Source organism: Niallia oryzisoli, assembly GCF_043641075.1.
Lineage (GTDB): Bacteria > Bacillota > Bacilli > Bacillales > Cytobacillaceae > Bacillus_BD > Bacillus_BD oryzisoli_A.
Map to the genome: position 1 here is coordinate 1,621,880 of NZ_JBHZRC010000001.1, position 25,721 is coordinate 1,647,600.

A 25,721-nucleotide genomic window follows, 5' to 3' on the forward strand; every position below is an offset into this window, starting at 1 on the left:
TTTCACCTTACCTTTTTTAGAAATAATTAGGGAGATACAGCTCCATCGTATCATTAATACTATTTTCAAACAATTAGATATCTTACATATCCCTTATACATTAATCCTTCCATAGCATTTGCAGGAATTTATGAAAGCATACTCTATCGATATTACAACACAGCAGAATAAATGATAGGCAAAGTAAGCCTTCCTACTGAAAGCTTTCCTTACCTATCCTTATTAATAATGTATATACCGTGGTATTTCCCGGAAAATACGTGTATCGACTTCTTATGACAAGAAGCTTTAACAGCATTGCCTATTCAGATTTTTTACAGGCTTGCATAGGCAGCCATAAATGATAATAAACTTTGTTGAATTTTATTTAGCGTACCCGCCTCAGGGTATTTCTCATAATGCTTTATTTGTGATACTGCTGTTTCCAGTTGAGAATAGATATCGATAACTGCTTTATTTTGCAGTTTGTCCTTGTCAATTTCTGAGAGTATGACAGATTCTTTACTTATATTCTCCATTGCAGCTTGAGGTATACTGTTTGAAATACCTGCCGTGGCAGCACTTGCTGTGAGGGTTTTAAATAGCTGTGGGGACATTTCGAGCAGTTTTTTCTCTTCTTCATGCTGTAAACTAATTTTTTTCTCGTCAATTGTGAATTCCTTTGAAAATGTTTTTATTCCGTTTCCTTCTATTTGTTGACCTAATGATTTGGCATCTGCTACCGTTTCGGCCACACTGACGAAAATGGCAAACTTTCCATCAATCGGAATGATTTCTGACGGAGTTCCCTTTTCCTTCAATGATGCTACTATCGTTTCAGCCGCACCTTGAGATGAGTAGACACCTTCTTGAACAACAACCATTTGTAAAGGCTTTAGGGTTACTTCTACATTCGCATTCTGATTTGGCTGTTCAGCTGCCTGCTCCTGCTCCTTTACGACCGCAGGTTTTTCCTCTCCACCAACAACCTGGTCTGTTGGTACTAATTTAAGTAGGATAATTCCGAAAAACGTTCCCAGAATGACTGCAAAAATAATGGAAAACAGCATGGTCATATTGATAGTTTTAATACCTTTAATTTTCGATTGTTCCTTTTTTGGTTTATTCGTTTTATCTAAAAGAGCTGTGAAAGGTTTTGTCAGCTTTTCCTTCTTTTTATCCTTAAGATGAATGATTTTAGACTCTTCATTCTTGGGGAGTGTATTTCCACTTGGTAAAATCCAGTCAAATGTATCCCCTTCTTCCTCCTTTGCTGCTGCAGATTCCTGCTCTATTGGCTCTGGATACTCTAGCTGCTGTTCCACCCTTTCTTTTTCCTTTTTTTGTTTAATAGGCGGTTTTTCCAGCTTGTTCTCTGTAACCGTACCATGCTTTCCGTTTATTTTTATTGTGATGGTATTCCCGTTCTTTTGCTTGTCCATTGTCAACCCTCCCTGTCATTTGCTGGTTGGTTTCACTCTAACATATGGCCAAAAAAAAATAACAAGACTTTTGTCGTCTTGTTATCGAATGATTTCGTCAAAGTTTTTATTAGAAAGGCTCTTATATTAGTTGTTGATTTCCGTTCCAGGCACTTCGCTTTCCGCGGGCGACCGCCGAGCCTCCTCGACACTGCGTGTCTGCGGGGTCTCGACTGTCTCGCTTCTCCCGCAGGAGTCTTCGTGCCTTCCACTACAATCAACCTGTAAACAAAGATAATATGGTTCTTAAACACTGCCAATATTAATGAATAAATAACAAGTTATTCATTTTTGGTATCGTTTGAAAAGCTATTTAGCGGATTTTTTTTATTGGCAGCATCCGGTGTATCGATCGGCGGCAATTCATTTAGTAGATCCTCTAGCTTTGGATAATAAAAGGCCGATATCGTCAGTTCAAACTCGGTTTTTTCTTTTACTTGATCGACATTTCTAATTTCTTCATTGCCTTTAAATGATAGATTATCGATTGCAATAATCCGTTTTAAAGAAAGAAGACTTTCAATAAACTTTTCTAATTCGAAGTAGTTTCCAACAGTTCCTTTAATCGAAATAGTGGTCCTGTTAACTCCTTCCGGTAGAGCAACCTGGACAATTTCTGCTGGCTCCTTTTCTGCAGTGGCATTCTCTTCATTCGTTTCCTCACTAGCCTCTTTATTACCCCCAGCTGCCTGCGCATCCTCTTGATTCACCGCAGCTGTTCCTTCTTCAGCAGGTTCGTCTTGATTTTGATTTGCTTCATCTGATTCCTGCTCGGCTGCTATTAATTCATCAGCATCCGTGCCGTTCATACTTATTTCTTCAATCATGACATTAGAAATAATCTCTGCTTTCTCAATATCTAGTATGATCTGCTCCAACTGACGTTTAACAGGGACAAGCAGCTGTAATTTCATCGTGCTTTCAGCCGTTTTTTCACCCGTCTCAGCCGTTTTATTCTCGGCAATGTTCAATTGTTGATTAGCCATATCAAGCTCTGTTTGCTTTCGATCAAGCTTGTCATTAAGCGGCTGTAGATAGAGAAAGTAACCGCCGGCAATGACACCGGCAAAAAGGATAATTCCGATTAGGATGACCCAATGATGTTTTTTCGTACTTGAGAGGTTCATTATTGACCATCACCTTCCTCGGTCATATCATCACTAGTTTCCTTCTGTTTCTCTGCCTCTAATGCAGCCAGCCTCAAATTTGGAATATTGACTGTTATTTCATATTGTGCAAGATAACGTGGCAGGACATTCTCCTCGTTGACAAGCCCTACTGTATTTTTTTCCTTTTCATCATCACCTTGTTCTTCTATAACTGATTCTGTTTTGGTCTGTGAAAGAACCGCTTCATCCACCCAGTCATAGGTCAACAATGAATGTAAATAATAGGCTGCTTCACTTTTTGTATCAAACTGGATCGTTTGTGTGATTTTGTGATTTGCATCCATTTCAAATTCTGTAAAGTATCCACGTTCAGGCAGGATTCTTGTTAGTTCATCCACTAGGAAAACCGCATCAAACGGTTGGGTTTCAGCCCATGATATGGCTTGCTCAAGCTTCTGTACAGAAGTCGAGGAATGATAATCGGTTATCTGCTTGTTTTTTGCCTCAACAATATCAAGCGTCATATTAACCTGTGTCTGAATGTCTTCCAGCTTTTTTTCCTTCGTATTGATTTGCCAGATAAAGAATGTGACTGCTATGGCGATTAGTACGAAAAAGATGATGGAGAGAATCAAGATATTTTTATTTCGTGTGTCTTTTTTAGGCAGGAGGTTTATTTCAACAAGCATCTAATCCACCTCTTTCAAGCCAAGTCCGATATTTAGATGATAAGAGGATGGCATGTTCCTTGCATCTCCCACAACGTTATTTTGACTTTCCAGCCGAATAACCGGAATATCAAACTGATTTTTCAGTTTTTCTTCAATTTCATCAAGCCATGGGTGATCCCCGTCAAGCAATAGTTTGCTGACAAGCTTACTGCCTTGATTAAGAGAATAATTATAAAAGTTGCGTACCCGGTCAATTTCGAGATAGGCATCCTCGAGCGGATGATAAATATCATCCTGATCGCCCAGATATGTATTTAGGATGAGATGATTTTTGCCTCTTTCCCACTTACTTATATCGACATCCATCATTAGGTGTCGCATCACCACTGGATTTTTATTTTCAAATATGCAGATATTAACCGACTTTAAATCCACCTGAACCAGCATGATATTTTCCTTTTCAACCGTATTCTGCTGATCATATAAACGAAACAATGCCAATGAAGAAATATCAGCACTTAAGGGCTTAAGCTTTGCTTCTTCCAATGCAGCTGCATATTCCTGTATGACCTCTTCCGGACCTGCAAATAAAAGCAGCTCCTGTTGACTTTCCTTTTGTCCAAGCCGCACATAATCAAATACCGGATTTTCAAAGGGCAGATGAATGCTTGAACCGATCTCCATGAAAATATAGCCGTGCATTTCATCGTCTTCAATTTCAAGCGGCACAGAGATTTTTCGAATAATGACAAAAGAGTCCGGCACAATAAACCGAACTAGTCTTCTATCTATTTTCCAGTCTGACACACATTCCTCAAGAATCACCTCAAAGGTCTCAAGATCAACAATCTTCCCGTCATGAATGATGCCAGCAGGTAAATATCGTTCACCGTAGTGTTGGACAATGGGGGGATTCGTAGTTTTCAAATCGACAAAACGAATGACATGGTCTTTGATAATTAAATTGATTATTTTCTTTTTCCCGATAGAAATACGAAAGCCCATAATGAATACTCCTTACATAAAAAGTTGTAAATACCAGGTTAATATATTCTCGCCCCAAAAATAAGCGAGTAGTACCCCTAAACAAATAAATGGTCCAAAAGGGATTGGTTTCCCTCTTTGGACTTTGCCAAGCAAGAGACCGATTCCGCCGAATAACGCACCTGTAAGCGTAGCGAGGAAAAAGCTTATGAGCACCATTTTGACACCGAGAACAATTCCAAGGACTCCAAATAGCTTGATGTCGCCGCCACCCATACCGCCTTTACTTATGACCGCTATGACATAGAGGAGAACAAAACCAACAACCGCTCCGAGCAGTGAATCCCACCAAGGAGAAAGAGGTATAAAAATACGTTCGATTATAAAAATGGGTAAAAAGAAGAGCAGTACTTTGTCAGGGATAATCATATATTTATAGTCTGAGACGAATACGATGACACATAGCGAAATAAGTGTCCAGGCAACAAACAGCTCCGTCGTCCAGCCGAGTACTAGAGGTGCCGTGACAAATAATAGACCTGTTGTAAGCTCTATTAATGCATATAAAGGGGAAATCGGCGCTTTACAGCCCCGACATTTCCCCTTTTGAAGTAAATATGATAGAACTGGAATCAGCTCTGTTGCTCCTAGTACATGTCCACAGTTTGGACAGTGGGAGCGCGGTTTTACGATTGACTCTCCGGCTGGAATGCGGAGACCTACTACGTTGTAGAAGGAGCCGAGAATTAGACCGATAATATATATAAATGAATAATTCCCCAATAGTATTATCTCCTAGAGTATTAGTAACTAAGTATTTGTAATAATGTTACAAATTATCTTTATTGAGCTAATAATGCTTCATCTGTAGCAAACGTTTTAGTAATACCGTTTTTTGTAACTGTAATATCTTTATAATCAATGGTTGGGCCAGTAGTGCTATTTGCAGTAAAGTCAATTGTGATACTATATGTTCCAGGATTATCTAAAAATTGATTTAACTCCGCAGTTGTATTTGTTGCAGTAATATCAGCAGTAACATTATTAGATGAAACATAAAGTTTTGCAGCATTCAATACTTGTATAGCCTCTGCTTCGACTGCATCGTTTTTAGATTTGTTAATAATTCCACCAATACTTGGTATAGCAATCGCAGCAATAATCCCCAGAATAACAATAACTGCTAACAATTCAATCAAAGTCAAACCTCTTTGGTCCTTAAGTCTATTACCCATTTTTTTTAGCATCCTTATCTCCTCTTCCTTTTTTAATACTATTATCCTATTACAAATATCATTATTTTTATTATATTATATAGGATTATATTAGAAAATAGTAAATTTTTAACAATCATCTATAATTATTTTATCCTACATAATTATAAATCTCAAACATCGGCACTAATATTGCTAAAACAATTACTCCAACTAATGCAGCCAGAATTACAATCATTGTTGGCTCTATCAGTGACTTCAGACGATCGGTTGCTGTATCGACTTCTTTCTCATAGAAATCAGCCACCTTCGCAAGCATCGCATCAAGTGAACCTGATTCCTCCCCAACCGCAATCATCTGCGAAACAAGGGGCGGGAACACCCAATGGCTTTTCATCGGAACTGTTAATGACTGCCCTGCCTCAAGTGAATCACGTGATTTTCTTAATACCCTTGCAATTACTTCATTTTCAACAACCTGTTCGACAATCGTAATGGATTGAATGATTGGCACAGAGCTCGCAAACAACGAGCTTAATGTTCTTGTCATTCTCGCAATAACGGCCTTTTGCAGAACCTTGCCGAAAATTGGGATGCGTAAGAGGAAATAATCTAAATAATACTTCATACTCTTTTGATTGCGGATATAACCAATTCCAAAGGCAATCGCTAAAAGCAGCAGCAATACAAGCCACCAAAATTTCTGCATAAACCCACTAGCATTCATAACAAACCTTGTAATAGCAGGCAGCTCTCCGCCAAAATCATTAAACATATCAACAAAGGTTGGCACAACACTAACCAAAAGAAAGATAACAACTCCAATGGCAACAATCGTTAACACAAGCGGATACATAAGAGCCGAGATTATTTTTTGCTTTGTGTCATTATACTTTTCATAATAATTGGCTAGCTGCTCTAATGTCTCATCAATCTGTCCGCCCGCTTCACCGGCACGAACCATATTGACAAACATATTGGAAAACACTTTTTTATGCTTTGCAGTTGCATCTGATAATGGCTGTCCAGAACGTAAATCCATTTCGACTGCCAACAAGGCCTTTCTCAGCGGTTTACTTTCTGTCTGCTGGGCAAGAATCACGGTGGAGTCTACCAGCGTGACACCTGCTTTCAAAAGGGTTGCAAATTGCCTTAAAAAAATAACAAACTGCTGTGTTTTTACTGCATCACCGAAACCAATATTTATGTCCTTCGTTAAAAAGGTTTCGGGTAGCTCCTGCATCTCAGTAACTTTAATGCCTTTTTCCCTCAGCTCTAGTAGGGCTTCCCTTTTTGAAGAGGCTGATACTACACCGGACTTCTTCCCTTTACGATCCCGACCAGTATATTTAAACCTTGCCATCTTCTAGCACCTTTTCCTGAAGATAGGCCTGGACGGCTTCGTTTGATATTACACCGCTTTGTAAGAGGGAAGTAATGCTTGTTTCTAGTGTGTGCATCCCTTGAGCTCGTGAGGTCTGCATGATATTCATTATTTGATGGACCTTTTCATTACGAATTAGGTTAGCAACCGCCGGGTTATTAATAAGAATTTCCGTGGCAGCAATCCGGCCTTTTCGGTCAGCCGTTGGGAACAATCTCTGAGAAATTACCCCAACTAACACAGATGCAAGCTGAATCCGAATCTGGTCCTGCTGGAAGGGAGGAAAAATATCAATAATACGGTCAATCGTTGTCGGTGCACTCGATGTATGCAGGGTCGCATACACAAGATGTCCAGTCTCGGCAGCCGTTATCGCCGTTTGAATAGTTTCAAGATCACGCAGCTCCCCGACTAAAATAACATCAGGATCCTGGCGGAGTGCAGCCCTTAAACCATTTGCGAAGCTTTTTGTATCAATCCCAACCTCACGCTGGTCAATAATACAGTTTCCATGACGGTGTAAATACTCAATCGGGTCCTCAAGCGTAATCACATGCTTGGCCATGATTTTATTCATATAATCAATCATTGCGGCAAGTGTCGTTGATTTTCCACTTCCTGTCGGCCCTGTGACTAGCACGAGCCCCTGCGGCTTTTCAACGATTTTTTTAAGGATAGGCGGCAGATTAAGTTCATCAAGCGAAGGAACCTTCGTCGGAACAATTCTGAGTGCAATGGCGATACTATTTCGCTGGTGATAGACGTTGACACGAAAACGGGAAATTCCCGGCAATGTGTATGATAGGTCAAATTCTCCCTTTTCCCGAAAATCATTCCACAGATGCTCTGGAATAATCACCTTCGCCATTGCCTCAATGTCCTTCGGAAGCAGCTTTTCCTTACCATATCGCTTTAAATCGCCGTTGATACGCATGATTGGCGGAACGCCGGCAGTTAAATGTACATCGGATGCTTTTACCTCATATCCTGCACGCAGCAGCTGATCTAATTTATTCTTCATCTTACAACTCTCCTAATCAGGAATGGCCACCCGTAATACTTCTTCTGTCGTCGTAATACCCTGTTTAATCTTCAGTAGGCCGTCATCAATCAAGAAGATTGTTTTATTTTTTATCGCATGCTCTCGCAGCTTTGTGAACGATTCACCATCCATGATGACACGGCGCAGATTATCATCGACAACAAGGACTTCCTGAATCGCAATCCGCCCTTTATAGCCTGACATATTACAGGAGGAGCATCCCTTCCCACGCATAATCCGATCGATTTTCAAGCCTCTTTTAGCAAAAATCTCGATTTCCCGCTTCGATGGTTCATGGGGCTGTCCGCAATCACGGCATACCTTACGCACAAGACGCTGCGCGATAATGCCGGTTATCGAAGAAGCAACAAGAAACGGTTCCACTCCCATATCAATCAATCTTGTTATCGAACCTAATGAATCATTTGTATGCAGAGTGCTTAAGACAAGGTGCCCTGTTAAAGAGGCCCGTACGGCAATGTCTGCCGTTTCTTTATCACGGATTTCCCCAATCATGATAATATTCGGGTCTTGACGCAAGATCGATCTCAGACCTGTCGCAAAGGTCATTCCCACATTTGTATTGACTTGAATTTGATTGATTCCTTCCAGTTGATATTCAACGGGGTCTTCAACCGTAATAATATTGACGGTTTCATTATTCAAATGATTTAATGCAGCGTATAAGGTAGATGACTTCCCTGACCCGGTCGGACCGGTAATGAGGACAATCCCCGTTGGCTTTGCAATTAAATCAGTGAACCGTTTATAATTTAATGGATTAAAGCCGAGCTTATTTAAATCGTTTAAGGCATTTCCTAAATCCAGCAGACGCATAACAATTTTCTCTCCGTAAATCGTCGGGAGGGTTGAGACACGTATATCGAGCGGATGGTAATCAAAATTCAGCTTAATTCGGCCATCCTGCGGCACACGGTGCTCGGTAATATCAAGATTAGCCATAATCTTAATCCGAGCAGTGAGCATGCTTTGCATATGCTTTGGAAAGGTGCGCTCCGTACGTAAAACCCCGTCAATACGGTAACGGATAAGCACTTTCGTTTCCTGCGGATCTATATGAACATCACTTGCCCTCATACTTGCAGCATTGGTTAGCATTAGATTCACTAGCTTTACGATCGGTGAGGTCTGGTCAACAATCTTGTCCTTTTCAACCTCATCATTTAATGCCGTATCATTAAAAAGCTCCTCAAGCCCCTCATCCATATCATAGTACTTATTAACCGCACGGATGATATCGTCCTTTGTCGCAATAGCAGGTTCAATTTGAAAGCCTGTGACAAGCTCTAAATCGTTAATTAAAAAGTAATCCATTGGATCTGCCATTGCGATTACTAGCTTATCACCATCTTTTTTCAAAGGAATAATTAGATTACGTTTGGCCAATTCCTTCGTAATAAGTGAAAAAAGCTGTGGATCAAACGGGTACTGATATAGGTTCACATGGGGTATCCCCAATTGGAATTCCAAGACCTCAATGAGCTGCTGCTCTGTAATAAAGCCGCGGGCAAGGAGAGCATCTCCCAGCTTCTGGTCCTTACCCTTTTCATCTAAAGCTGACTTTAGCTGCTCTTCTGTTATTAAACCAAATTCAACAAGTATATCTCCCAGTCTTTTTCTTGTCCGTTTCAAGATTATCCCTGCTTTATTTCTTATTTTGTTGCCTGAATATTGGCTTCTGTCGTATTACTTGTTGGTACATTCCCTGCAGCTGGCGCTGGTGTTGTTTGCACCGGTCCTGCATCGGGGGCAACGTTTGAAGCTGGAGCTTGAGGTGTTGCTGCGCTTGGCGAAACAGTTCCAGCTGCCTGTCCATTATTCTGCGCATCTGTTGTTCCTTGCGTTTCCCCATTAGCAGCCTGCTCCTCTACTTCGGCTATTAAACTTGTAGCTACGACTGTATGAACGGGAGGATAATAGTCTTCTGAAATCAGTTCCCGATTAAGCAAGGCACCGTTCTCATCTAAAATCTCACGGTAGATTTTGATCAGTAATCCGTCCTGACCCTTTTTCCTCACAACCTGCTGTCCCAGTTCAAGCTTGGCATCATATTGGAGGATGTTTTTGGGTTTAAAGGTTTCGAGATCCTTTTCAATCATTTTATAACCATATAGAAATGGCGGCCCTATTAATGAAACAGTAAATGCACCCTCACTTTGCTTAAATTCCAATTTGTACTCGTAATCTGTCACATTTGAAATAACTAAGTCCATATTTTGCTTCATATCCACCTTGGCTTCATATCCAGCCTTTGCATAAGAAGGCAATGATCTGCTTATGCTTCGTTCAGCTATTTGGAAGTTTGTTGGCAAAACTGCCTGATAAATCGCAGTTGCAATCATGCTCAATCCTTCTGATGTGAAGGTTTTGATGCCGCTTTCCTCCACAGAATCCAGCATGGAAAACTGAGAATGGGGCGCAATTGTTATAGATGGAAATTGTCCAAGCCAAAGTTCAAGCTGTTCACTATTATCTTCTAATGAAACCGAAGTTTCTGAAACCGTCTGAATTTCTTGCTCTTCAAGCATAAACTCATCAAGCTTTATCATATGTATTCCTTTTTCTAGCCTGGATGGATATGATATAGCTTCCTGTATGAATGATTCTTTATTAAAATTCGCTTCCGGTATACCAAAATCAACCAGAATGGAATCAATTGTCTCGTCCAGCAGTTCAATGATGAACTGATTTTGTACGCCTGATTTAGCTAGATTAATAGATTTTTCTAATGAAAATATAAAACTATCATTATTAAGTTCGATTGATTTTTCTTTATATTGCAAATTTATTGTTGTTTCGTCGGCCCATTTAGTACTTTCAGCCTGTAGTTTATCTAATGCTTCCTGTTCACTGAGGTGTGAAACGTCAACAGCCCCAACGATTGTTCCTTCTGTAAAGCCTTCATCGCTCGCAAAAGCTCGTTCAAATGCTTGTTCACCTAACAAGGAGAAACTAAAAATGTATCCAGTACAAAATGATAAGAGAATAAACAACCAAACAATCTGACGTTTTTCCATCATCCGCCCCCTTTCCGCATTTCGTCATGCCTTGCCCTTTAGATGTAGAACCTTATAAAGGGCAAGGCGTGACTGTTATTACTTATGCTTCAACATTCATTGATACCTCTACTACAGTACCAGGGCTGTCATCCTGAGCTTTTGTGATGTCAGCAGGAGTCAGTTTGGTTCCTGCTTCAAATAGTACCTGACCTTTTGAATCATAAATGGTCTTTGCTACGATTTTATCCTTTAACAGATCAATTTGTTTTCTTTTTAAAGCAGCTAGCTCATCATTTTGGCTTTCCACTGCGTTTGCAGCACCTGCTCTTCTATTATCATTGACGACAGTTGGATGGACTTCCGTTTCAGAAACATTTGTATCCAAATCAGCAATGTTTCCTAGAAAGTTTTTTGAGGCTTCTTCTTTGACAATAATAATGTCCTTTCCATACGTAAGGACAAATTCAGAGGATATGGCTGCATCCTGGTTCGATGTTTTTAATTCCATCCCCAGAATCTGCCCTGTTTCCTCATCAACAAAATATTCATTGATTTCGCCGATGAGTTCGCCTTTTCTTGTCATAACTCTTGTATTTTTAAGCTTGATTTTTTTATTAACAAGCTGATTTGCAATCGGAATTTCGTTTAAATCAATCACTGCATTGCTGCCTTCTATTGTCACAGCAAACTCACCGATTCCAATTACCTTTTTGAACGGAATCGCTTTAACGCTTCCTTGCCAATCCTCGTGTTCAATGGTTAAAAAATCGATTGAGCCTTTTTCGGGATTTATTACTAAAGATTTAACTATTCCGATCTGTATTCCGTCTGAAATACTAATGATCGGCAAACCAATAATTTGTGCACTATTTTTCATTAAATTCACCAAACCTTATTTTTGAATTACGACGTATCGAAAAGAACGAATACATTATAGAACTATAATAAATTATTTTTCAGCATAATGCGCTTGTAAATAATGAATTTCTTGTAACAATATTGGATATTGGGAAAAATTCTCCTCCAATTTTCCTAATAAGGATAATAATTCATGATAATTATGACTGTTTAGATAATGTTCTATTAACAAACTCGCAAACGTATAGCTTTCTACTGCAGGTCTCTCGTAGTTCAGATAGCCTTGTAAAAATTTCTCATATTGAGACTGATCAAGGATCTTTTTAGCAATTTCAGCCTGCAGAAGAATGGTTTGAAATACTTCCTTATGTTTCCCATCAAAATCTTCTGTTTGATTGTCTTCTAATTCAGGTTGATATTGGATATAATTTTCCTCTTCAGCATCATCATTATTCTCATTCATAGTATCTGTTCTATCGATAAAAGTATTTATTCTCTCTTTATCCGAGGTTTCGATTACGATATCCTGTATTACATTGGCCTGTTCACCAATTTCCATATCGTTATCCTGCAGCATACTCTCTTCCAATGCATCTAGAGGTTCTTCTACCAAAATTGGCTCAACCGTGCCTTCATCAATCGATTCAGTGACATCCTTCACATCCAAATCCTCTAGGGTAACAGCTGTCTCCGTATCATCAATTATTAAAGAGTGATCCTCAAGTTCGACTTCTTTAAGCAATTCCTCCAATGCATCTGAGTATAATGAAGGTTCTATCTTGTCTTCAGAATCCTGAACAGATAAAGGTTTCACGTTTGCTTCTGGTTGAGTACCCATCATCATCTCTTCTAGTTCCGCTAAGTAGGTTAGGTTTTCATTAACCTCACTCTCTTCTTTGCTGAGAGTAAGCTCATGCTGCTCTTTCTCAATAAATGCTGAAAGGTCAGCAACGTCAAGAAATTCTGTATCCATTTGCTCAGCAGTCAGCACGACTTCTTTTTCAGCTGCTGGTTCGACAGCAGGTTTTAAAGAAAGGTCCTCATGGATTGCTGCAATTACAGCAGGATCAATTTCCTCCAGCTGACTGATTGGTTCGACAGCAGCAGCTGCTTCGTTTAGCTGGAAATCAGCTTGAACTGCTGGAAGTGGTTCGAGAACAGGTACAGTATCCAACTGCTTCTCAGCTTCAAGATGCTGTTGAGGAGTCAGTTCAGGAATATAATCAAAGGTAAATAAATCTGCCTCGTGATCCTTTTTTAATGGTTCGGCGTCATCCATAGCAATAGAATGTTTATCGGCCATACTAAACATGAAAGGAGTGAACCTTTTTTTAAATATTATCGTTACTAATAAAATAAGTGCGACTAAGAGTAAAACGCTTTGCCATACTTGAAATAAGAACTTCGTGAATAATCCGATTAACGAAATACAAAACGAAACAGCAATTACCACTATCTTTCCCCTTGAAGAAATTTTCAAAGGTAAAAAATAAATAATCGGAAACAATATGATTAAAGAAACTAATGCAAAAATTAATAGATTTAGATTCATTCATATCACTCCTTTCCTACTAGTATTTTACTACTATTATTAACGTTCATTTCATTCACTTACCGATTATTTTTTAATCGATCCATCTATACAATATTCACTAAGTGATATTGTATAATAATAAAATAGTTTTTGAAAGAAAAGGAATAAATTGTTCGAATAAAAAATAATGGTAGAACTATCCCGTTAATGAGAGTATATTAATCTATTTCTTTTCTACTACATCTCTACCTTGTGGAGCCAACTCAATATTACTGAAATTGACCGATTTTAAATACTCAGAGTCCTCAATAATTGTAAGCATTTCCGGGTTATCTACTGTTAATTCTCCTATTAATCCACCTTTGATTGTCATTGGCTTATTGTTTGTTTTTATATTAATTTTATTATCTGAGAAGTAAACTCCATTGAACGTACTACAATTATTATTATTTTCCATTGTTACGTTTCCTTTCGAGAATAAATGAAAATCTGCTCCACTTGAATTTACACAGGAATTTTTTATCTCAGATTGGCCATGTACAAATATGTCATTATCAATAAAATTTACATTTGCATCAACTATGGTAAAATGTTCAATTGCTACCATGTCCCCTTTTAAATCTAAATTACTATAATCTGATAGTTTTGTTGCCGGATTTTTCCATTGAACACCGCCAATCACTAACGTCTTATCAACATACAACCCTTCATTAAAAGTAAAACGTCGTTTTGGGTCCCGATCTGTTTCAATAAATCCTTTCTGATCATGTTGAATAACCGCATTTCCAATAACCGCAAACTTTTTAAAATTTATGTCCTGATAACCATTTAAAACACCTAATCCAAGGACTTCCAATGAACTATAATAACCATTAATCATTACATTGGTATTTGTTTTTTTGGGCAAATTGAATAAATTGAGGGATAATAAATTCATTTGTTTTGTTTTCAACACGTCTGCACCTAAAATTTGGCCTTGTCTAGTAGCGATCACACGGTTTTCCTCCATTACTTTAAAACGATTAAACTCTTTGTTGAAGATTCCGCCAAAAAGTCCACCTAATAAATCTCCTAAGTCCAGCTTCACCACTTGTTCTAATAAACTTATGTCAATTACACCGTCCTGTGGTACTTGATAGTATCTGCCATCCCAGCCTGTAGGGTTAATTAATTTTAAATCCAATAAATAGGCTAAATCTGTACGTAGTAAGGAGCCATTAGCAAAATCAACCGCTTTACCTCCGTCATCGAAATTGGAAATTCTGTTAGTTGGCGTTTCAAAATCTATATCAAAATCTAACTGATAATAACCTACAACCGTTGTTTGACTTGTCCCGTCACTTCCCGTGCTTGACACCTTTAGAATATCTCTATCAGCCACCTGTGTTCGGTCAGGTGCTTCAACCTTTATTTGGATATTTTGATTACCAACCATTTTTCCATCCTTATACTCGTCAATAAAGCTGTTCATCTCAGCCATCGTTAGCGGAGCACTTTCATCGACAAACTTTTTAAAGACTGTCTCAAAGTAAGTAAGACCATCGAGAGCTAAATTTCGTGCTTGTGTATTAGACTCGGTTTTGTCCACCCTTTTACTTTCACCAACAACATTGCCGATTAAGGATATTCCAATAACTGAAAAAATGAGAATGACCAGTAGGACTTGTACAAGCGTTGACCCTCTCTCATTCACGACTTTCACCTCTATTTATTTTTTAGCATTTATATAGGGAACTTCATTTTTTAACTCAAGTGTTTTTTCATCATTGTCTTTAACTACCATTTTAATTGTTATAGACTCTCTATCTTTGTTTACAGTAATACTCGAGTCGCTGCATTTAATGGTAGTCGTTGAAGAATGAATTGGGGTACCATTTATTACTGCAGTACAAGAATCTGGTTTTCCTGTTTTTTTAAAACCTAATGTTGTTTCCTCTCCCTCGTAATTCTTTAACCAAATGAGGTATGTATAATTTGCTGAATCTGTTGGAAAAGGTGGAGGAGGATTATCATTTGACGGGTATTGTTCAACATGATTTGCCTCAAAAATAGGATTAACAAGTTTGTTCATAATATAATTACCCTCGTCATGTAATGAAATCTGACTATTAACATTTTTATAGCTATTCATTCCATTAAACAGAATACTTATGATTAAGACTGAGATAACACCGAAAAGCGAAAGTGAGATTAGTAACTCAACAAGTGTTAGCCCTTTTTCAGTTGTTGCAGCTCGCCTCTTCATAATTCAACTAATCCTTTCACTTTTGTTACTACTTCATGATCTATTACATGAACTTCAACGGGATAAAGACCACTTTTTGAGTCTATATATTTATAATCATCCTCTTTTGAATCTATATTAAGATCAAACTCCTGGCCAACTATCACTTCAATTTTATAATCAAAACGGCCTACTTCCTTCAGGTACCTTTGATTGCATTCATCCTTTGTCACACCAGAATATAGGCTACAATCAGTAATGTCATAATTACCTTGTCCTGTTATTTCTCCGTATTGGCCGTTTCTAATTTTTTCTAGAACACCTTCAGCAATATTTACAGCAACTAGTTTATCTTCATTTCCAGTCGTTGCTTTTTGAGAAAGTAAAAAAAACTGAAAAAACACAGTTAAGATGATTCCTAAAATAACGATGGCTGCCAGTATTTCCAATAATGTAAAACCACGATTGTTATTCATATTATCACTCTTGTTATAGTATTTTTATTATTAAAAATAAAATAAATTGTCTGTAATATACTATAATAATAACATTTAATTTCCAAAATAGTAAGATAGTAGGCGTGATTAATATCACGGTTCTAAAGAACTAAACTAACTATGCTCTAATCCATAAAAACACTCATTTCCAACTAAAATCAAAGGATAACTCCTTTTTCACATTGTAATTTTTCTGTAAAAATGTTATTTAATAAATGCTAAAAACACCCTGTTTATAGTAAAATGATACTAGACAATTACAAACTTATAAAAGAATGTCAATACTAACAAAATATTGATTTCTATATTTAAAAAGCATTGTTAAATGCCCAATAGGAGGAATGTGATTTGAATCTCCATAATCAAAAAGGTATTACTCTTGTGGAGGTCCTTTTATCGATTGTTATATTAACAATTGTTCTTACTTCAGTTATGAATTTTTTTCCTCAAATGGGGCAGTTAAATCGACAAAATATAGGTAAAACCAATGCTGTTAATGTAGCAAAAGAAGAATTAAGACGATGGCAAAAAAGTGAGGATGTTAAATTGCTCCTTGCAGGAAAGGCCGATGGCAATACCATTCCTGAATATACTAGTGAAGATACCAATTACTATTATTTTGTTAAGGAACTTGAGAGTCTTAGTATGGAGGTCAAGATAAAAAAAGTTAGCGATTTAGATACTGAACCTACAAAAGCACATTATATTCATATTCGTCTAAATAATGAAAAAAATGCACTTGTAAGCGAGACTTACGGGTATATTATTTATGATACAGGAGATTATTAATGGTTAAACTTAATCAGCGGGGAGTCACTGTGATTGAATTATTGGTTGCACTAACAATCCTTTCCCTCATTATAGTGTTAATTTGGAATGTCTTTTTCCAAGGTTTACATTTTTCAAAAAAGGAAATGACGAAAAACCAAATGCAGCAGGAAGCTAACGTCATTATTACTCATTTAACAAAAATCCATCAAAGATCTGAAGCCTATGAAATTACGTCAAACAGCTGTAAGATATCTGCAACCTATCACGAAGTAGGTCAATCAAACCAAACCATAACGTTTGAAAATAACAGACTTTGTTTAACAGCTGAGAATCTTGATGAAGATGCCACCGATAAGTACTACATAGCAGGTGACCCTAATCATCACGACACTTCCCTGTCAATCCTAATAAAGGATATCAATGATCCAGATGTCAATATACATGTTGATACACTTTTGTATCGAATAGGCGGTGAATGATGTTGTGATGAAGAAAATGAATGATAAAGGCTACGCTTTATTAACAGTACTATTAGTCAGCACCCTATTAATCCTCATCTCATTTACATTCTTTGGACAATCCATGAATACGGTGAAGCAAAATAAAGTAGTCGAAACAAAATCACAGGCTGTTGCTCTTGCTGAAATGGGTACCGTTTATTACCAGCATGCCGTCGAAAATGCCTTTTGGCAGGTAAGAAAAGAAATTACAATTAAGATAAATAATGATATTAACAATAATAGAGTTGAACCCGATGGTTACTTTGATAATGCCGTTACCCTCTTTAAAACGTATACTAATAATATTACTAAAAGCAAACCGGTTGAAGATGATGCATCCTTTACAGTTGAGAATGTTAGCTTTACTGCTGACAATGACACAGGAAAAATTAGCATTGCATATAGTACACTCGGTAAAGAAAAGGAAAATACCGCTAAACTGAGCGCTGAATTTGATTTTTCCATTAAAGAATTAAAGGAAAGTAATGCAGACGGCTCAGGCGGAAGTATTATTAAGCTCCTTTTTGATGAAGTAAAGAAATTGGGAAAGGTATGTTATTTTGGACAGGATGAGATCAGTACAAGCTGTAATACCATTGCATTAGACGGATCAAAGCCTTTGGATGTTGGAAAAGGAAGCAATCATAATAATTTTAATAACAAAATTATCTACTCTACCGGCCCCTTAACTTTTGGCGGAAATAATGTCAATAACCTAGACTATACGAAGATTCATGCGGAGGATCAAATAACGGCCAATCAAAATATGCAAAATGCCAAGAACTCCACAATTGAAACAAAAAAATCGATTAGTGTTGGCAGCCATTTAGACCTTGAGGGGTCACGCGTCATAGCAGGAGAAAATCTAACAGTCAATGGGAAATTAAATCTACTTTCTACATTGTATAGGGGTTCATTTGTTGTTATTAAAGGGAATGCAACGATTGATAATAAGCTTGAGATTGACAGCAAATCAACCTTATGTGTCGGTGGTATACTAAAAATTGATAATGAAGTGAAAACGTATAAAACAGGTTTACCTAATGGAGTCTATACCAACGATCATCCTCAGTTTGCAAGTAAATGCGGCGGCTCACCTTCTGCAGGTGAAATCGATTGGGGAATCATGAACCCAAATCTTTCTGTTGACTATGATTATTAAAGAATTAAAAGGGAAGAACAATGTGTTCTTCCCTTTTCAAGCTAATTAATAATTTCCTTCAATAACGCCTTCACCTGTGAGATAAAATACAACGAACCAGTCACAACTAAAACATCCTGATTTGTTAGTATGCTATACTCACCCGTAACAGCCTTTTTCCAATCCTCTTCCATTTTCTTATGAAGTGAACCACTTAAACTGTACAATGCCTCTGCTTTTGATGCACGTGGATAATCAAAGCTGACAAACGTGATTTCATCTGCAACCCCATCCAATTTTTGAATCATTTTATCTAGCTTTTTATCGGATAGTGCTGAGAAAATAATCTTGATGTTTTTATCTCCGTATCTTTTGGTTAGTTCGTTAGTCAGAGCCATAATCCCTTCTTCATTATGTGCCCCGTCAAGAACCATTAGAGGATTCTGTGTAACAATTTCAAAGCGGCCAGGCCAAACAGCTCTTTTTAGCCCTTGAAGAATATGCTCCTCTTCTATTATCACATCATGTTCCGTTTTTAGTAGCTTGGCTGCCATGATTGCCAGAGCGGCATTCTCCGTTTGATGTTTACCAAACATGGCAATTTCTGCGTTCTTAAGCTCCTGATTACGGGATTTCCATGTAAATACTTCACCGGCTCCAATTGACGTGTGATCCTGGATGAAAAAATCCTCATTCAATAAATATACAGGTGCATTCAATTCCTTTGCCCGCTTCACAATGACTTCTCTTGCCTCTGGTTGTGCAACTGCAGAGATAAGACTGGTATTTTGTTTAATAATTCCCGCTTTTTCAAATGCTATTTCTTCATAGCTATTTCCTAAGAATTGAGTATGGTCCAAGCCGATATTCGTAATGATTGACAACAATGGATGAATCACGTTAGTGGAATCAAAGCGGCCCCCAAGTCCCACCTCAAAGATGACGATATCGACCGGATGAAGCTCTGCAAAATAATAAAACGCCATGGCGGTTATGATTTCGAATTCAGACGGTCCTCCAAGCTCTGTCGCTTCCAATTCCACAGAGAGGGGGTAAATGACATTGGCAAGCGTCACGATTTCTTCATCTGTGATCGGGGTTCCGTTTAAGCTAATACGTTCGTTAAACTGCTCAATATAGGGAGATGTGAAGGTCCCTGTTTCGAAGCCCGCTTGTTCAAGGATAGAACGTAAATAAGTAACTGTTGAGCCCTTGCCATTGGTGCCGCCGATATGCACACATTTTATTTTTCGCTCTGGATGACTTAGCTTTTCCATCATCCATTCCATTCTCATTAAGCCCGGTTTTATCCCTAAACGCAGACGAGAATGAATCCAGTGAAGCGCTTCTTCGTATGAATGAAACATAGCTGTATCTCCTCAAATTTGTGGTGTCAGGCACCACAAAAAGACAAAATGATACAATCTGTCCATATGCGGTGCCTGACACCATGTCCTAATTATTCGCCTTTTAATTCGTTTAGGCGTTCTTCAACTGCTGCACGCTTTTCTGTGTAGTCTTTTTCTTTTGCCTTTTCTTCTTCAATAACCTTTGCAGGTGCTTTGCTGACGAAGCCTTGGTTGCTAAGCTTCTTCTGAACACGTTCAACCTCTTTATTTAATTTATCCAATTCCTTCTCAAGACGGGCAATTTCTTCGTCAAGGTTTATTAAGCCTTCAAGCGGAAGAATAATTTCAGCACCTGTCACAATGGATGTCATGGCTTTATCTGGAATGGCAACCTCAGTTGCTAACGTTAATTCCTCTGGATTACAGAAGCGCTCGATATACGCTTTATTATTTTCAAGGGTTGCAAGCACGCCTTGATCCTTCGCTTTAACAATCATTTTAATCTTCTTGCTCATCGGCGTATTTACTTCTGCACGGCTATTTCGTACAGAACGAATGATTTCCACTAACAGCTTCATGTCCGAAGCAGCCTGTTCATCTGTAAAGGATACATTCACTTCCGGCCATTTGGCCACCGTGATAGATTCTCCTTCATGTGGAAGGTTTTGCCAGATTTCTTCTGAAATAAATGGCATGAATGGATGTAATAAACGCATTGTGTTATCAAGAACGTAGGCTAAGATAGAACGAGTCGTTTTCTTAGCTGCTTCGTCTTCCCCATAAAGCGGAAGCTTCGCCATTTCAATATACCAGTCACAGAAGTCATCCCATATGAAGTTGTATAGAACACGACCTACCTCACCGAACTCATAGCGGTCAGACAGTCTGGTTACATGCTCGATTGTTTCATTTAGACGAGTCAGAATCCATTTATCGGCAACTGATTTTTCTCCGCTTAGATCGATTTCTTCATATTTAAGACCATTCATATTCATCAAGGCAAAACGAGAAGCATTCCAAATCTTATTGGCAAAGTTCCACGTTGCTTCGATTTTTTCCATACTGAAACGTAAATCCTGACCTGGTGATGAGCCTGTTGCTAAGAAGTAACGAAGGGCATCTGCTCCATACTGATCAATCACATCCATTGGATCCACGCCGTTACCAAGGGATTTACTCATCTTTCTACCTTCTGCATCACGAATCAAGCCATGGATTAGTACATCTTTAAATGGACGCTGTCCTGTAAATTCAATTCCTTGGAAAATCATCCGTGATACCCAGAAGAAAATGATATCATAGCCTGTTACAAGAGCATCAGTCGGATAGTAGCGTTTGAAATCCGCTGCATCTTTATCAGGCCAGCCAAGTGTTGAGAAAGGCCATAGGGCAGAGCTAAACCATGTGTCTAATACATCATTATCCTGCTGCCAATTTTCGCTGTCACTTGGCGCTTCACTGCCAACATATACTTCGCCCGTTTCTTTATGATACCAGGCAGGAATGCGGTGTCCCCACCATAATTGACGAGAAATACACCAGTCACGAATATTTTCCATCCAATGTAAATAGGTTTTTTCAAAGCGGTCCGGTACAAAGTTAACCTTGCCTTCCTGCTTTTGTAATTCAATTGCTGCATCAGCTAAAGGCTGCATTTTAACGAACCATTGAGTTGAAAGATATGGCTCGACAACTGCACCGCTTCGTTCTGAATGGCCGACAGAATGCAGATGATCTTCAATTTTAAATAATACGCCCTGCTCCTGAAGATCCTTCACAATCTGCTTGCGACACTCAAATCGATCAAGTCCCTGATATTTACCGGCTCTTGCGTTCATTGTTCCATCTTCATTCATAACAAGAACACGCTCTAAATTATGACGGTTTCCAACCTCGAAGTCATTCGGATCATGTGCAGGCGTAATTTTCACAGCACCAGAACCAAACTCCATATCGACATAATCATCACCGACAATCGGAATTTCACGGCCGACAATTGGTAGAATAACTGTTTTACCAATTAAATGCTTGTAGCGTTCATCTTCCGGATGAACCGCTACAGCCGTATCACCAAGCATTGTTTCAGGACGAGTTGTCGCAATCTCAATCGAGCCTGACCCATCTGCCAGCGGGTATCTCATATGATAGAACGCCCCTTGGACATCCTTATAAATCACTTCAATATCAGAAATGGCTGTTTTAGTCGCCGGATCCCAGTTAATAATATATTCACCGCGATAGATAAGCCCTTTTTCATAAAGCTTTACAAATACTTCGTTAACAGCCTTTGAAAGGCCCTCGTCCATGGTAAAACGCTCACGTGTGTAATCAAGGCCAAGTCCAAGCTTTGCCCATTGTGCACGGATAAAGCCTGCATACTCTTCCTTCCACGCCCATGTTTGCTCAAGGAATTTCTCCCGTCCCAAATCATAACGGCTTTTTCCTTCTTCACGTAATTTCGCTTCTACTTTTGCTTGAGTGGCAATACCGGCATGGTCCATCCCCGGAAGCCATAGAACATCATACCCCTGCATCCGTTTCATTCTTGTTAGGATATCCTGTAGTGTTGTATCCCAGGCATGACCCAAGTGAAGTTTACCAGTAACGTTAGGCGGCGGAATCACAATGGTATAAGGCTCTTTGTCCTGATCATCCTTTGCTTCGAAAAATTTTCCTTTTAACCACCATTCATACCTTCCCTTCTCAATCGAATTGGGATCATATTTGGTTGGCATTGTTACTTCGTTTTGTTCCATTTTATTATCCTCCTATGTACAAAGCGTAACAGCTTAATCAGCCGCAGCGCTTCAAATTACCTTCTTACTTTGCTGCAAAATAAAAAACCCCATCCGTCATAAAAGGACGAATGGAGCTGTAGTTCGCGGTACCACCTTTTTTCCGACAGAAAATAAGACCTGCCGGCACTTAAATCGATAACGGATTTCCCGTCTTTTACTAATCGAAGATTTCTTCTTTCGCAAAAGATGCTCAAGGGTGACTTTCCAATGGTTTCACTTAGAAAACCTTTCAGCAGCTGGTTTTCCTCTCTAAAAGGAAAAAACATTGTACTTTTCCCTGTCAATGCAATTCATATATGTAATTAAATCTACCAATAATTATAGTACCCAAAAAAGAGACTTGTCGTCAATAAGGATTACCGTATTTTTTATCAATTATACATCGATGAATGAATCCTCTTGTGTTATTGACACTAAAGCTTAGGCGTATACATACACTAGAGAAAGGATGCTTTACTACAAGGGGGAAAAAGGATGAGAAGACGTTATAGTCCTTATAAGCTTCCACCATGGCTGCGTACGTTTAGAAGTATTTGTCAGCAGTTTGCTATTCCTTTTAGTGTATTCCAGGGAATTCGGACAATTCTGCTGCCAACAACCTTTGATGTACTATTTTTGGCAGTATTAGTCTTAATTGCCTGCGCTTTCCATCTTGACTTGATTTAACTTAATCTTAACAAAGTCAAGATAAGTTAGTTATGGGCTAAGAATTATATCAATAAAAAGCCCAGCAGAATTATGAATCCTGCTGGGCTGCTTCTGCTTGTTTTTTCTGCCTTTCAATTTCATCTATTCGAAAGACGATATATTCCGAGTTTTTCAAATACCAAAATTCCCTTTGCAGTTTTTGGACAGCCTTCCGTTCATTTCGATTTTTCCCTTCGTGAAAATAACGCTGTGCGGTTTTAAGCAAATTCACAGGGTGGGCTAAATAGCTTAAAAACAGCATCATTTCATCATCTTTAAGAGGAAAGTATTTAAAATACGTATAAAGCCATTCGAAAATATCCTCTGATTGTTTTAAATACCCCTTTAAAGATCTTGCTAAAAATGGCAATAAATCATGGGTAGGTGCCCCAATACTGGACTCTTCAAAATTGATAAAATAACCATAGCCTTTTTCATCAAAAACAAAATGATCACTTGCCATCTTACCATGCACGATGACAATACGAGCTTTTTCCTTATCCTTCGTTTCGTTGTACCATTCATTTAACTTTTGTTTTGAAAAGAACAGCGCCTGCTTCGCAGTATGATAGTACATACAAAACGTTAATTCAAACGGTGACATATAAATTTTTCTTTCACAGGCCTCTAGTAACTCATCTAAAAACTCTTCATCCTGCTCCAGTTCGGCCTTTGTTTTCTCATAATGGGCGGTTCGCTCCTCTTTATTCACCTTTATTTCCCGAGCTGAGATGGAATGGAGTCGAGCAAGCTCACGAAATAACTGCTGCTGGCTTTCAAAGGGATCCCGTTTATCCTCACTTGAAAGCCACGGCATTAAATAATAAAGGCTGTTTTCATGTAAGACTGCATATCGGCCATCAAGTGTAGGATAGATAGGAACAATTCGATTGTATCCCTTCTGATACAAGGTTTGAACATGCCTGATAAAATCCATCCCATGCTGAGGATTTATTTTTTTTAAGGCATACACACCATTGTTTGAATAAACCTTTTGAATATTTCCCATTTCTTCAACAAAGTATGGTTCAATCCTATAGCTACGCAAGATTTGAATGGCTTTTTTTAAGCTATCAGATTCTCTCATATGATCCCTCTATTTTGTTTGGGGCTTTATCTTTGGGTCTGAGCTATAGGAATATACAATACTTGACCTTCATAAATATCTTGATTTAATTCCATTTGATTGACTCTCTGAATCGTTGTTGCCGGAACATCATATCTTTCTGAGATCATATCAAGTGTCTCTCCGTTTTGTACAATACACATCGTCACTCTTGTATGCTCTTCTTCCGCCTTCCTTGCAAAAAACTCGGATAACGTCAGACTTTGGTTTTTCTTCAGCTTTTTACTCTTTTTCTTTGGCTGAGCCTCTGAAGAAGACTCCTCTTCTATTTCGTTAAGCATTTCTTCCATTTTCATAGGCTGAACGTCTTCTTCTGCTGGCTTCTCTTGTATGTCTTCAGCTATTACTTCAGCCTTTTCCTCTATCACAGGAGCTTGCTTCTGTTCCTCACTGCGTTTTGCAGAAAAATTTATCTCTGGGAAGGAAAACTGCTCCTTCTCTAGTTCATTGTTTTCCTGATCGTTCTCATCCTGATTCATAAACTCTTGTTCAAAGGCTTCTTCTGGATACGTTTTTGTCGTTACTGATGGGTTCATGTTTTTTCGCTGGTATATAAATTCCGATTGATCAATTTTGTCCAGATTTGCCTCTTCATGTTCATATTTCTCTGTCTGATCATCATACTGTACTTCAGCTTTAGGATCTTTTCTGGCCTCCACCTCAAATGGTTTATATACCTCTGATGATTCTTCTTCAGCATATTGTGGTTTGGCAAATGGATTTTTCCTTTCGCTATAATCTTCTTCCTGTATTTCAGAATCTCGATAGATCGGTTCAAATTCATATACCTCATGTTCAGATGGATCCTGTATCAGCTCATGTTGCTGTTCACCATATAGACCTGTAATCATTAGGTCAGCAGATAATCGTAAACAGCTTTTCTCTGGAAAAGCATAATCAAAGGTTTCCACTGTCACTTGAATATCATTTAAATCTTCAATTCGATTCTTCGGAATCGTAATTTCAACAGGAAAACGATGTGAAAATACATGAACCCCTTCTTCTCTTACCTCCACCGTTTGAATCAGCTTTGGATTAGTAAAATAATCCACCTCTTCAAAATCAGCCTGTTCGCGGTTATATTCGCCTGATAATTCCAGCGAGCCTTTTATTGTCACATACTGATCACTTTCCTTTATTGTAATAACCGGGTCTAATGAAATTGAAACTAATTCATCTACTTCCTGTCCTTTTTGAAACCAGACAGATTCTTCTAGTGAGAATCGTAAAAATGATTGATTTCCATGCGACAAAGCGAACTCCTCCCTTCCATTCCATCAGTAACTCACTATGTCATTAATCACTCTATGAATCAGATGGAAATTTTATGAGTTTCCATACAAAAAAACACC

The 25,721-nt window shown here is 38.4% G+C and carries 23 protein-coding genes and 1 other annotated feature; of the genes, 4 read left to right on the plus strand and 19 right to left on the minus strand.

What is annotated here, in order from left to right; genetic code table 11:
• Window positions 1–314: 314 nt before the first annotated feature.
• The 15 genes from ACHUFV_RS08310 to ACHUFV_RS08380 form a co-directional block, all read right to left on the minus strand.
• Complete coding sequence (locus tag ACHUFV_RS08310; protein WP_394233106.1) at window positions 315–1,421, minus strand: hypothetical protein; 1,107 nt, start codon at window positions 1,419–1,421, stop codon at window positions 315–317.
• A 320-nt stretch (window positions 1,422–1,741) separates the two neighbouring features.
• Complete coding sequence (locus tag ACHUFV_RS08315) at window positions 1,742–2,587, minus strand: pilus assembly protein PilO (protein ID WP_394233107.1); 846 nt, start codon at window positions 2,585–2,587, stop codon at window positions 1,742–1,744.
• Entirely contained in the window at window positions 2,587–3,258 is a 672-nt protein-coding gene (locus ACHUFV_RS08320; RefSeq protein ID WP_394233108.1) for a PilN domain-containing protein, read from the minus strand. The genes ACHUFV_RS08315 and ACHUFV_RS08320 overlap by 1 nt, the downstream gene beginning before the upstream one ends.
• Window positions 3,259–4,245, minus strand: coding sequence for a type IV pilus biogenesis protein PilM (pilM, locus tag ACHUFV_RS08325; RefSeq protein ID WP_394233109.1), 987 nt, complete (start codon window positions 4,243–4,245; stop codon window positions 3,259–3,261). It lies immediately after the preceding gene.
• Window positions 4,246–4,257: 12 nt separating this feature from the next.
• The gene (locus ACHUFV_RS08330; RefSeq protein ID WP_394233442.1) at window positions 4,258–5,013 is read right to left on the minus strand and encodes a prepilin peptidase; all 756 of its coding nucleotides are present in this window, start codon (window positions 5,011–5,013) and stop codon (window positions 4,258–4,260) included.
• A 53-nt stretch (window positions 5,014–5,066) separates the two neighbouring features.
• A complete protein-coding gene (locus tag ACHUFV_RS08335; RefSeq protein ID WP_394233110.1) occupies window positions 5,067–5,471 on the minus strand; it encodes a prepilin-type N-terminal cleavage/methylation domain-containing protein in 405 nt (134 codons plus the stop codon).
• 118 nt (window positions 5,472–5,589) lie between these two features.
• Entirely contained in the window at window positions 5,590–6,801 is a 1,212-nt protein-coding gene (locus tag ACHUFV_RS08340) for a type II secretion system F family protein (RefSeq protein ID WP_394233111.1), read from the minus strand.
• Window positions 6,788–7,843, minus strand: a complete 1,056-nt coding sequence (locus tag ACHUFV_RS08345) for a type IV pilus twitching motility protein PilT (protein WP_394233112.1) — start codon at window positions 7,841–7,843, stop codon at window positions 6,788–6,790. Before ACHUFV_RS08345 ends, ACHUFV_RS08340 begins: the two co-directional genes overlap by 14 nt.
• A 12-nt stretch (window positions 7,844–7,855) precedes the next feature.
• Entirely contained in the window at window positions 7,856–9,517 is a 1,662-nt protein-coding gene (locus ACHUFV_RS08350; RefSeq protein WP_394233113.1) for a GspE/PulE family protein, read from the minus strand.
• 20 nt (window positions 9,518–9,537) lie between these two features.
• Window positions 9,538–10,902, minus strand: coding sequence for a VanW family protein (locus ACHUFV_RS08355; RefSeq protein WP_394233114.1), 1,365 nt, complete (start codon window positions 10,900–10,902; stop codon window positions 9,538–9,540).
• 82 nt (window positions 10,903–10,984) lie between these two features.
• Window positions 10,985–11,761 carry a PRC-barrel domain-containing protein gene (locus tag ACHUFV_RS08360; RefSeq protein ID WP_394233115.1) on the minus strand — a complete coding sequence of 259 codons (777 nt, stop codon included), beginning with the start codon at window positions 11,759–11,761 and terminating at the stop codon, window positions 10,985–10,987.
• Between the two features lie 72 nt (window positions 11,762–11,833).
• A complete protein-coding gene (locus tag ACHUFV_RS08365; RefSeq protein WP_394233116.1) occupies window positions 11,834–13,294 on the minus strand; it encodes a hypothetical protein in 1,461 nt (486 codons plus the stop codon).
• A gap of 205 nt (window positions 13,295–13,499) precedes the next feature.
• Window positions 13,500–14,969: a pilus assembly PilX N-terminal domain-containing protein gene (locus ACHUFV_RS08370; RefSeq protein ID WP_394233117.1), complete on the minus strand. Its 1,470-nt coding sequence runs from the start codon at window positions 14,967–14,969 to the stop codon at window positions 13,500–13,502.
• A 15-nt stretch (window positions 14,970–14,984) separates the two neighbouring features.
• Complete coding sequence (locus ACHUFV_RS08375) at window positions 14,985–15,521, minus strand: PilW family protein (RefSeq protein WP_394233118.1); 537 nt, start codon at window positions 15,519–15,521, stop codon at window positions 14,985–14,987.
• Complete coding sequence (locus ACHUFV_RS08380; RefSeq protein ID WP_394233119.1) at window positions 15,518–15,976, minus strand: prepilin-type N-terminal cleavage/methylation domain-containing protein; 459 nt, start codon at window positions 15,974–15,976, stop codon at window positions 15,518–15,520. Before ACHUFV_RS08380 ends, ACHUFV_RS08375 begins: the two co-directional genes overlap by 4 nt.
• Window positions 15,977–16,345: 369 nt before the next feature.
• On the opposite strand from ACHUFV_RS08380, the gene ACHUFV_RS08385 reads away from it, so the two are divergent.
• From ACHUFV_RS08385 to ACHUFV_RS08395, 3 genes are read left to right on the plus strand one after another with little or no spacing between them, the layout of a single operon-like run.
• Window positions 16,346–16,786, plus strand: coding sequence for a type IV pilus modification PilV family protein (locus ACHUFV_RS08385; protein WP_394233120.1), 441 nt, complete (start codon window positions 16,346–16,348; stop codon window positions 16,784–16,786).
• Window positions 16,786–17,247, plus strand: coding sequence for a type II secretion system protein (locus ACHUFV_RS08390; RefSeq protein ID WP_394233121.1), 462 nt, complete (start codon window positions 16,786–16,788; stop codon window positions 17,245–17,247). The genes ACHUFV_RS08385 and ACHUFV_RS08390 overlap by 1 nt, the downstream gene beginning before the upstream one ends.
• Before the next feature lie 7 nt (window positions 17,248–17,254).
• Entirely contained in the window at window positions 17,255–18,430 is a 1,176-nt protein-coding gene (locus tag ACHUFV_RS08395) for a hypothetical protein (RefSeq protein ID WP_394233122.1), read from the plus strand.
• 41 nt (window positions 18,431–18,471) lie between these two features.
• On the opposite strand, the gene ACHUFV_RS08400 is transcribed toward ACHUFV_RS08395, so the two are convergent.
• A complete protein-coding gene (locus tag ACHUFV_RS08400) occupies window positions 18,472–19,776 on the minus strand; it encodes a bifunctional folylpolyglutamate synthase/dihydrofolate synthase (RefSeq protein ID WP_394233123.1) in 1,305 nt (434 codons plus the stop codon).
• A 92-nt stretch (window positions 19,777–19,868) separates the two neighbouring features.
• Window positions 19,869–22,514, minus strand: coding sequence for a valine--tRNA ligase (locus ACHUFV_RS08405; protein ID WP_394233124.1), 2,646 nt, complete (start codon window positions 22,512–22,514; stop codon window positions 19,869–19,871).
• Window positions 22,515–22,613: 99 nt separating this feature from the next.
• Window positions 22,614–22,849: a binding site (T-box leader), on the minus strand.
• 181 nt (window positions 22,850–23,030) lie between these two features.
• Here ACHUFV_RS08405 and ACHUFV_RS08410 point away from each other — a divergent pair.
• Window positions 23,031–23,222 (plus strand): hypothetical protein, encoded by a 192-nt coding sequence (locus ACHUFV_RS08410; RefSeq protein ID WP_394233125.1) that lies wholly within the window; start codon window positions 23,031–23,033, stop codon window positions 23,220–23,222.
• A gap of 70 nt (window positions 23,223–23,292) precedes the next feature.
• On the opposite strand, the gene ysxE is transcribed toward ACHUFV_RS08410, so the two are convergent.
• Entirely contained in the window at window positions 23,293–24,330 is a 1,038-nt protein-coding gene (gene ysxE, locus ACHUFV_RS08415) for a spore coat protein YsxE (protein WP_394233126.1), read from the minus strand.
• A 26-nt stretch (window positions 24,331–24,356) separates the two neighbouring features.
• The gene (gene spoVID / locus ACHUFV_RS08420; protein ID WP_394233127.1) at window positions 24,357–25,622 is read right to left on the minus strand and encodes a stage VI sporulation protein D; all 1,266 of its coding nucleotides are present in this window, start codon (window positions 25,620–25,622) and stop codon (window positions 24,357–24,359) included.
• Window positions 25,623–25,721: the final 99 nt, after the last annotated feature.

Coding starts and splice junctions, on each gene's coding strand:
- ACHUFV_RS08310 (WP_394233106.1), bottom strand. CDS start 1,421: ATGGACAAGCAAAAGAACGGGAATACCATCACAATAAAAATAAACGGA.
- ACHUFV_RS08315 (WP_394233107.1), bottom strand. CDS start 2,587: ATGAACCTCTCAAGTACGAAAAAACATCATTGGGTCATCCTAATCGGA.
- ACHUFV_RS08320 (WP_394233108.1), bottom strand. CDS start 3,258: ATGCTTGTTGAAATAAACCTCCTGCCTAAAAAAGACACACGAAATAAA.
- pilM (WP_394233109.1), bottom strand. CDS start 4,245: ATGGGCTTTCGTATTTCTATCGGGAAAAAGAAAATAATCAATTTAATT.
- ACHUFV_RS08335 (WP_394233110.1), bottom strand. CDS start 5,471: ATGCTAAAAAAAATGGGTAATAGACTTAAGGACCAAAGAGGTTTGACT.
- ACHUFV_RS08340 (WP_394233111.1), bottom strand. CDS start 6,801: ATGGCAAGGTTTAAATATACTGGTCGGGATCGTAAAGGGAAGAAGTCC.
- ACHUFV_RS08345 (WP_394233112.1), bottom strand. CDS start 7,843: ATGAAGAATAAATTAGATCAGCTGCTGCGTGCAGGATATGAGGTAAAA.
- ACHUFV_RS08355 (WP_394233114.1), bottom strand. CDS start 10,902: ATGGAAAAACGTCAGATTGTTTGGTTGTTTATTCTCTTATCATTTTGT.
- ACHUFV_RS08360 (WP_394233115.1), bottom strand. CDS start 11,761: ATGAAAAATAGTGCACAAATTATTGGTTTGCCGATCATTAGTATTTCA.
- ACHUFV_RS08365 (WP_394233116.1), bottom strand. CDS start 13,294: ATGAATCTAAATCTATTAATTTTTGCATTAGTTTCTTTAATCATATTG.
- ACHUFV_RS08375 (WP_394233118.1), bottom strand. CDS start 15,521: ATGAAGAGGCGAGCTGCAACAACTGAAAAAGGGCTAACACTTGTTGAG.
- ACHUFV_RS08380 (WP_394233119.1), bottom strand. CDS start 15,976: ATGAATAACAATCGTGGTTTTACATTATTGGAAATACTGGCAGCCATC.
- ACHUFV_RS08390 (WP_394233121.1), top strand. CDS start 16,786: ATGGTTAAACTTAATCAGCGGGGAGTCACTGTGATTGAATTATTGGTT.
- ACHUFV_RS08395 (WP_394233122.1), top strand. CDS start 17,255: ATGAAGAAAATGAATGATAAAGGCTACGCTTTATTAACAGTACTATTA.
- ACHUFV_RS08400 (WP_394233123.1), bottom strand. CDS start 19,776: ATGTTTCATTCATACGAAGAAGCGCTTCACTGGATTCATTCTCGTCTG.
- ACHUFV_RS08405 (WP_394233124.1), bottom strand. CDS start 22,514: ATGGAACAAAACGAAGTAACAATGCCAACCAAATATGATCCCAATTCG.
- ACHUFV_RS08410 (WP_394233125.1), top strand. CDS start 23,031: ATGAGAAGACGTTATAGTCCTTATAAGCTTCCACCATGGCTGCGTACG.
- ysxE (WP_394233126.1), bottom strand. CDS start 24,330: ATGAGAGAATCTGATAGCTTAAAAAAAGCCATTCAAATCTTGCGTAGC.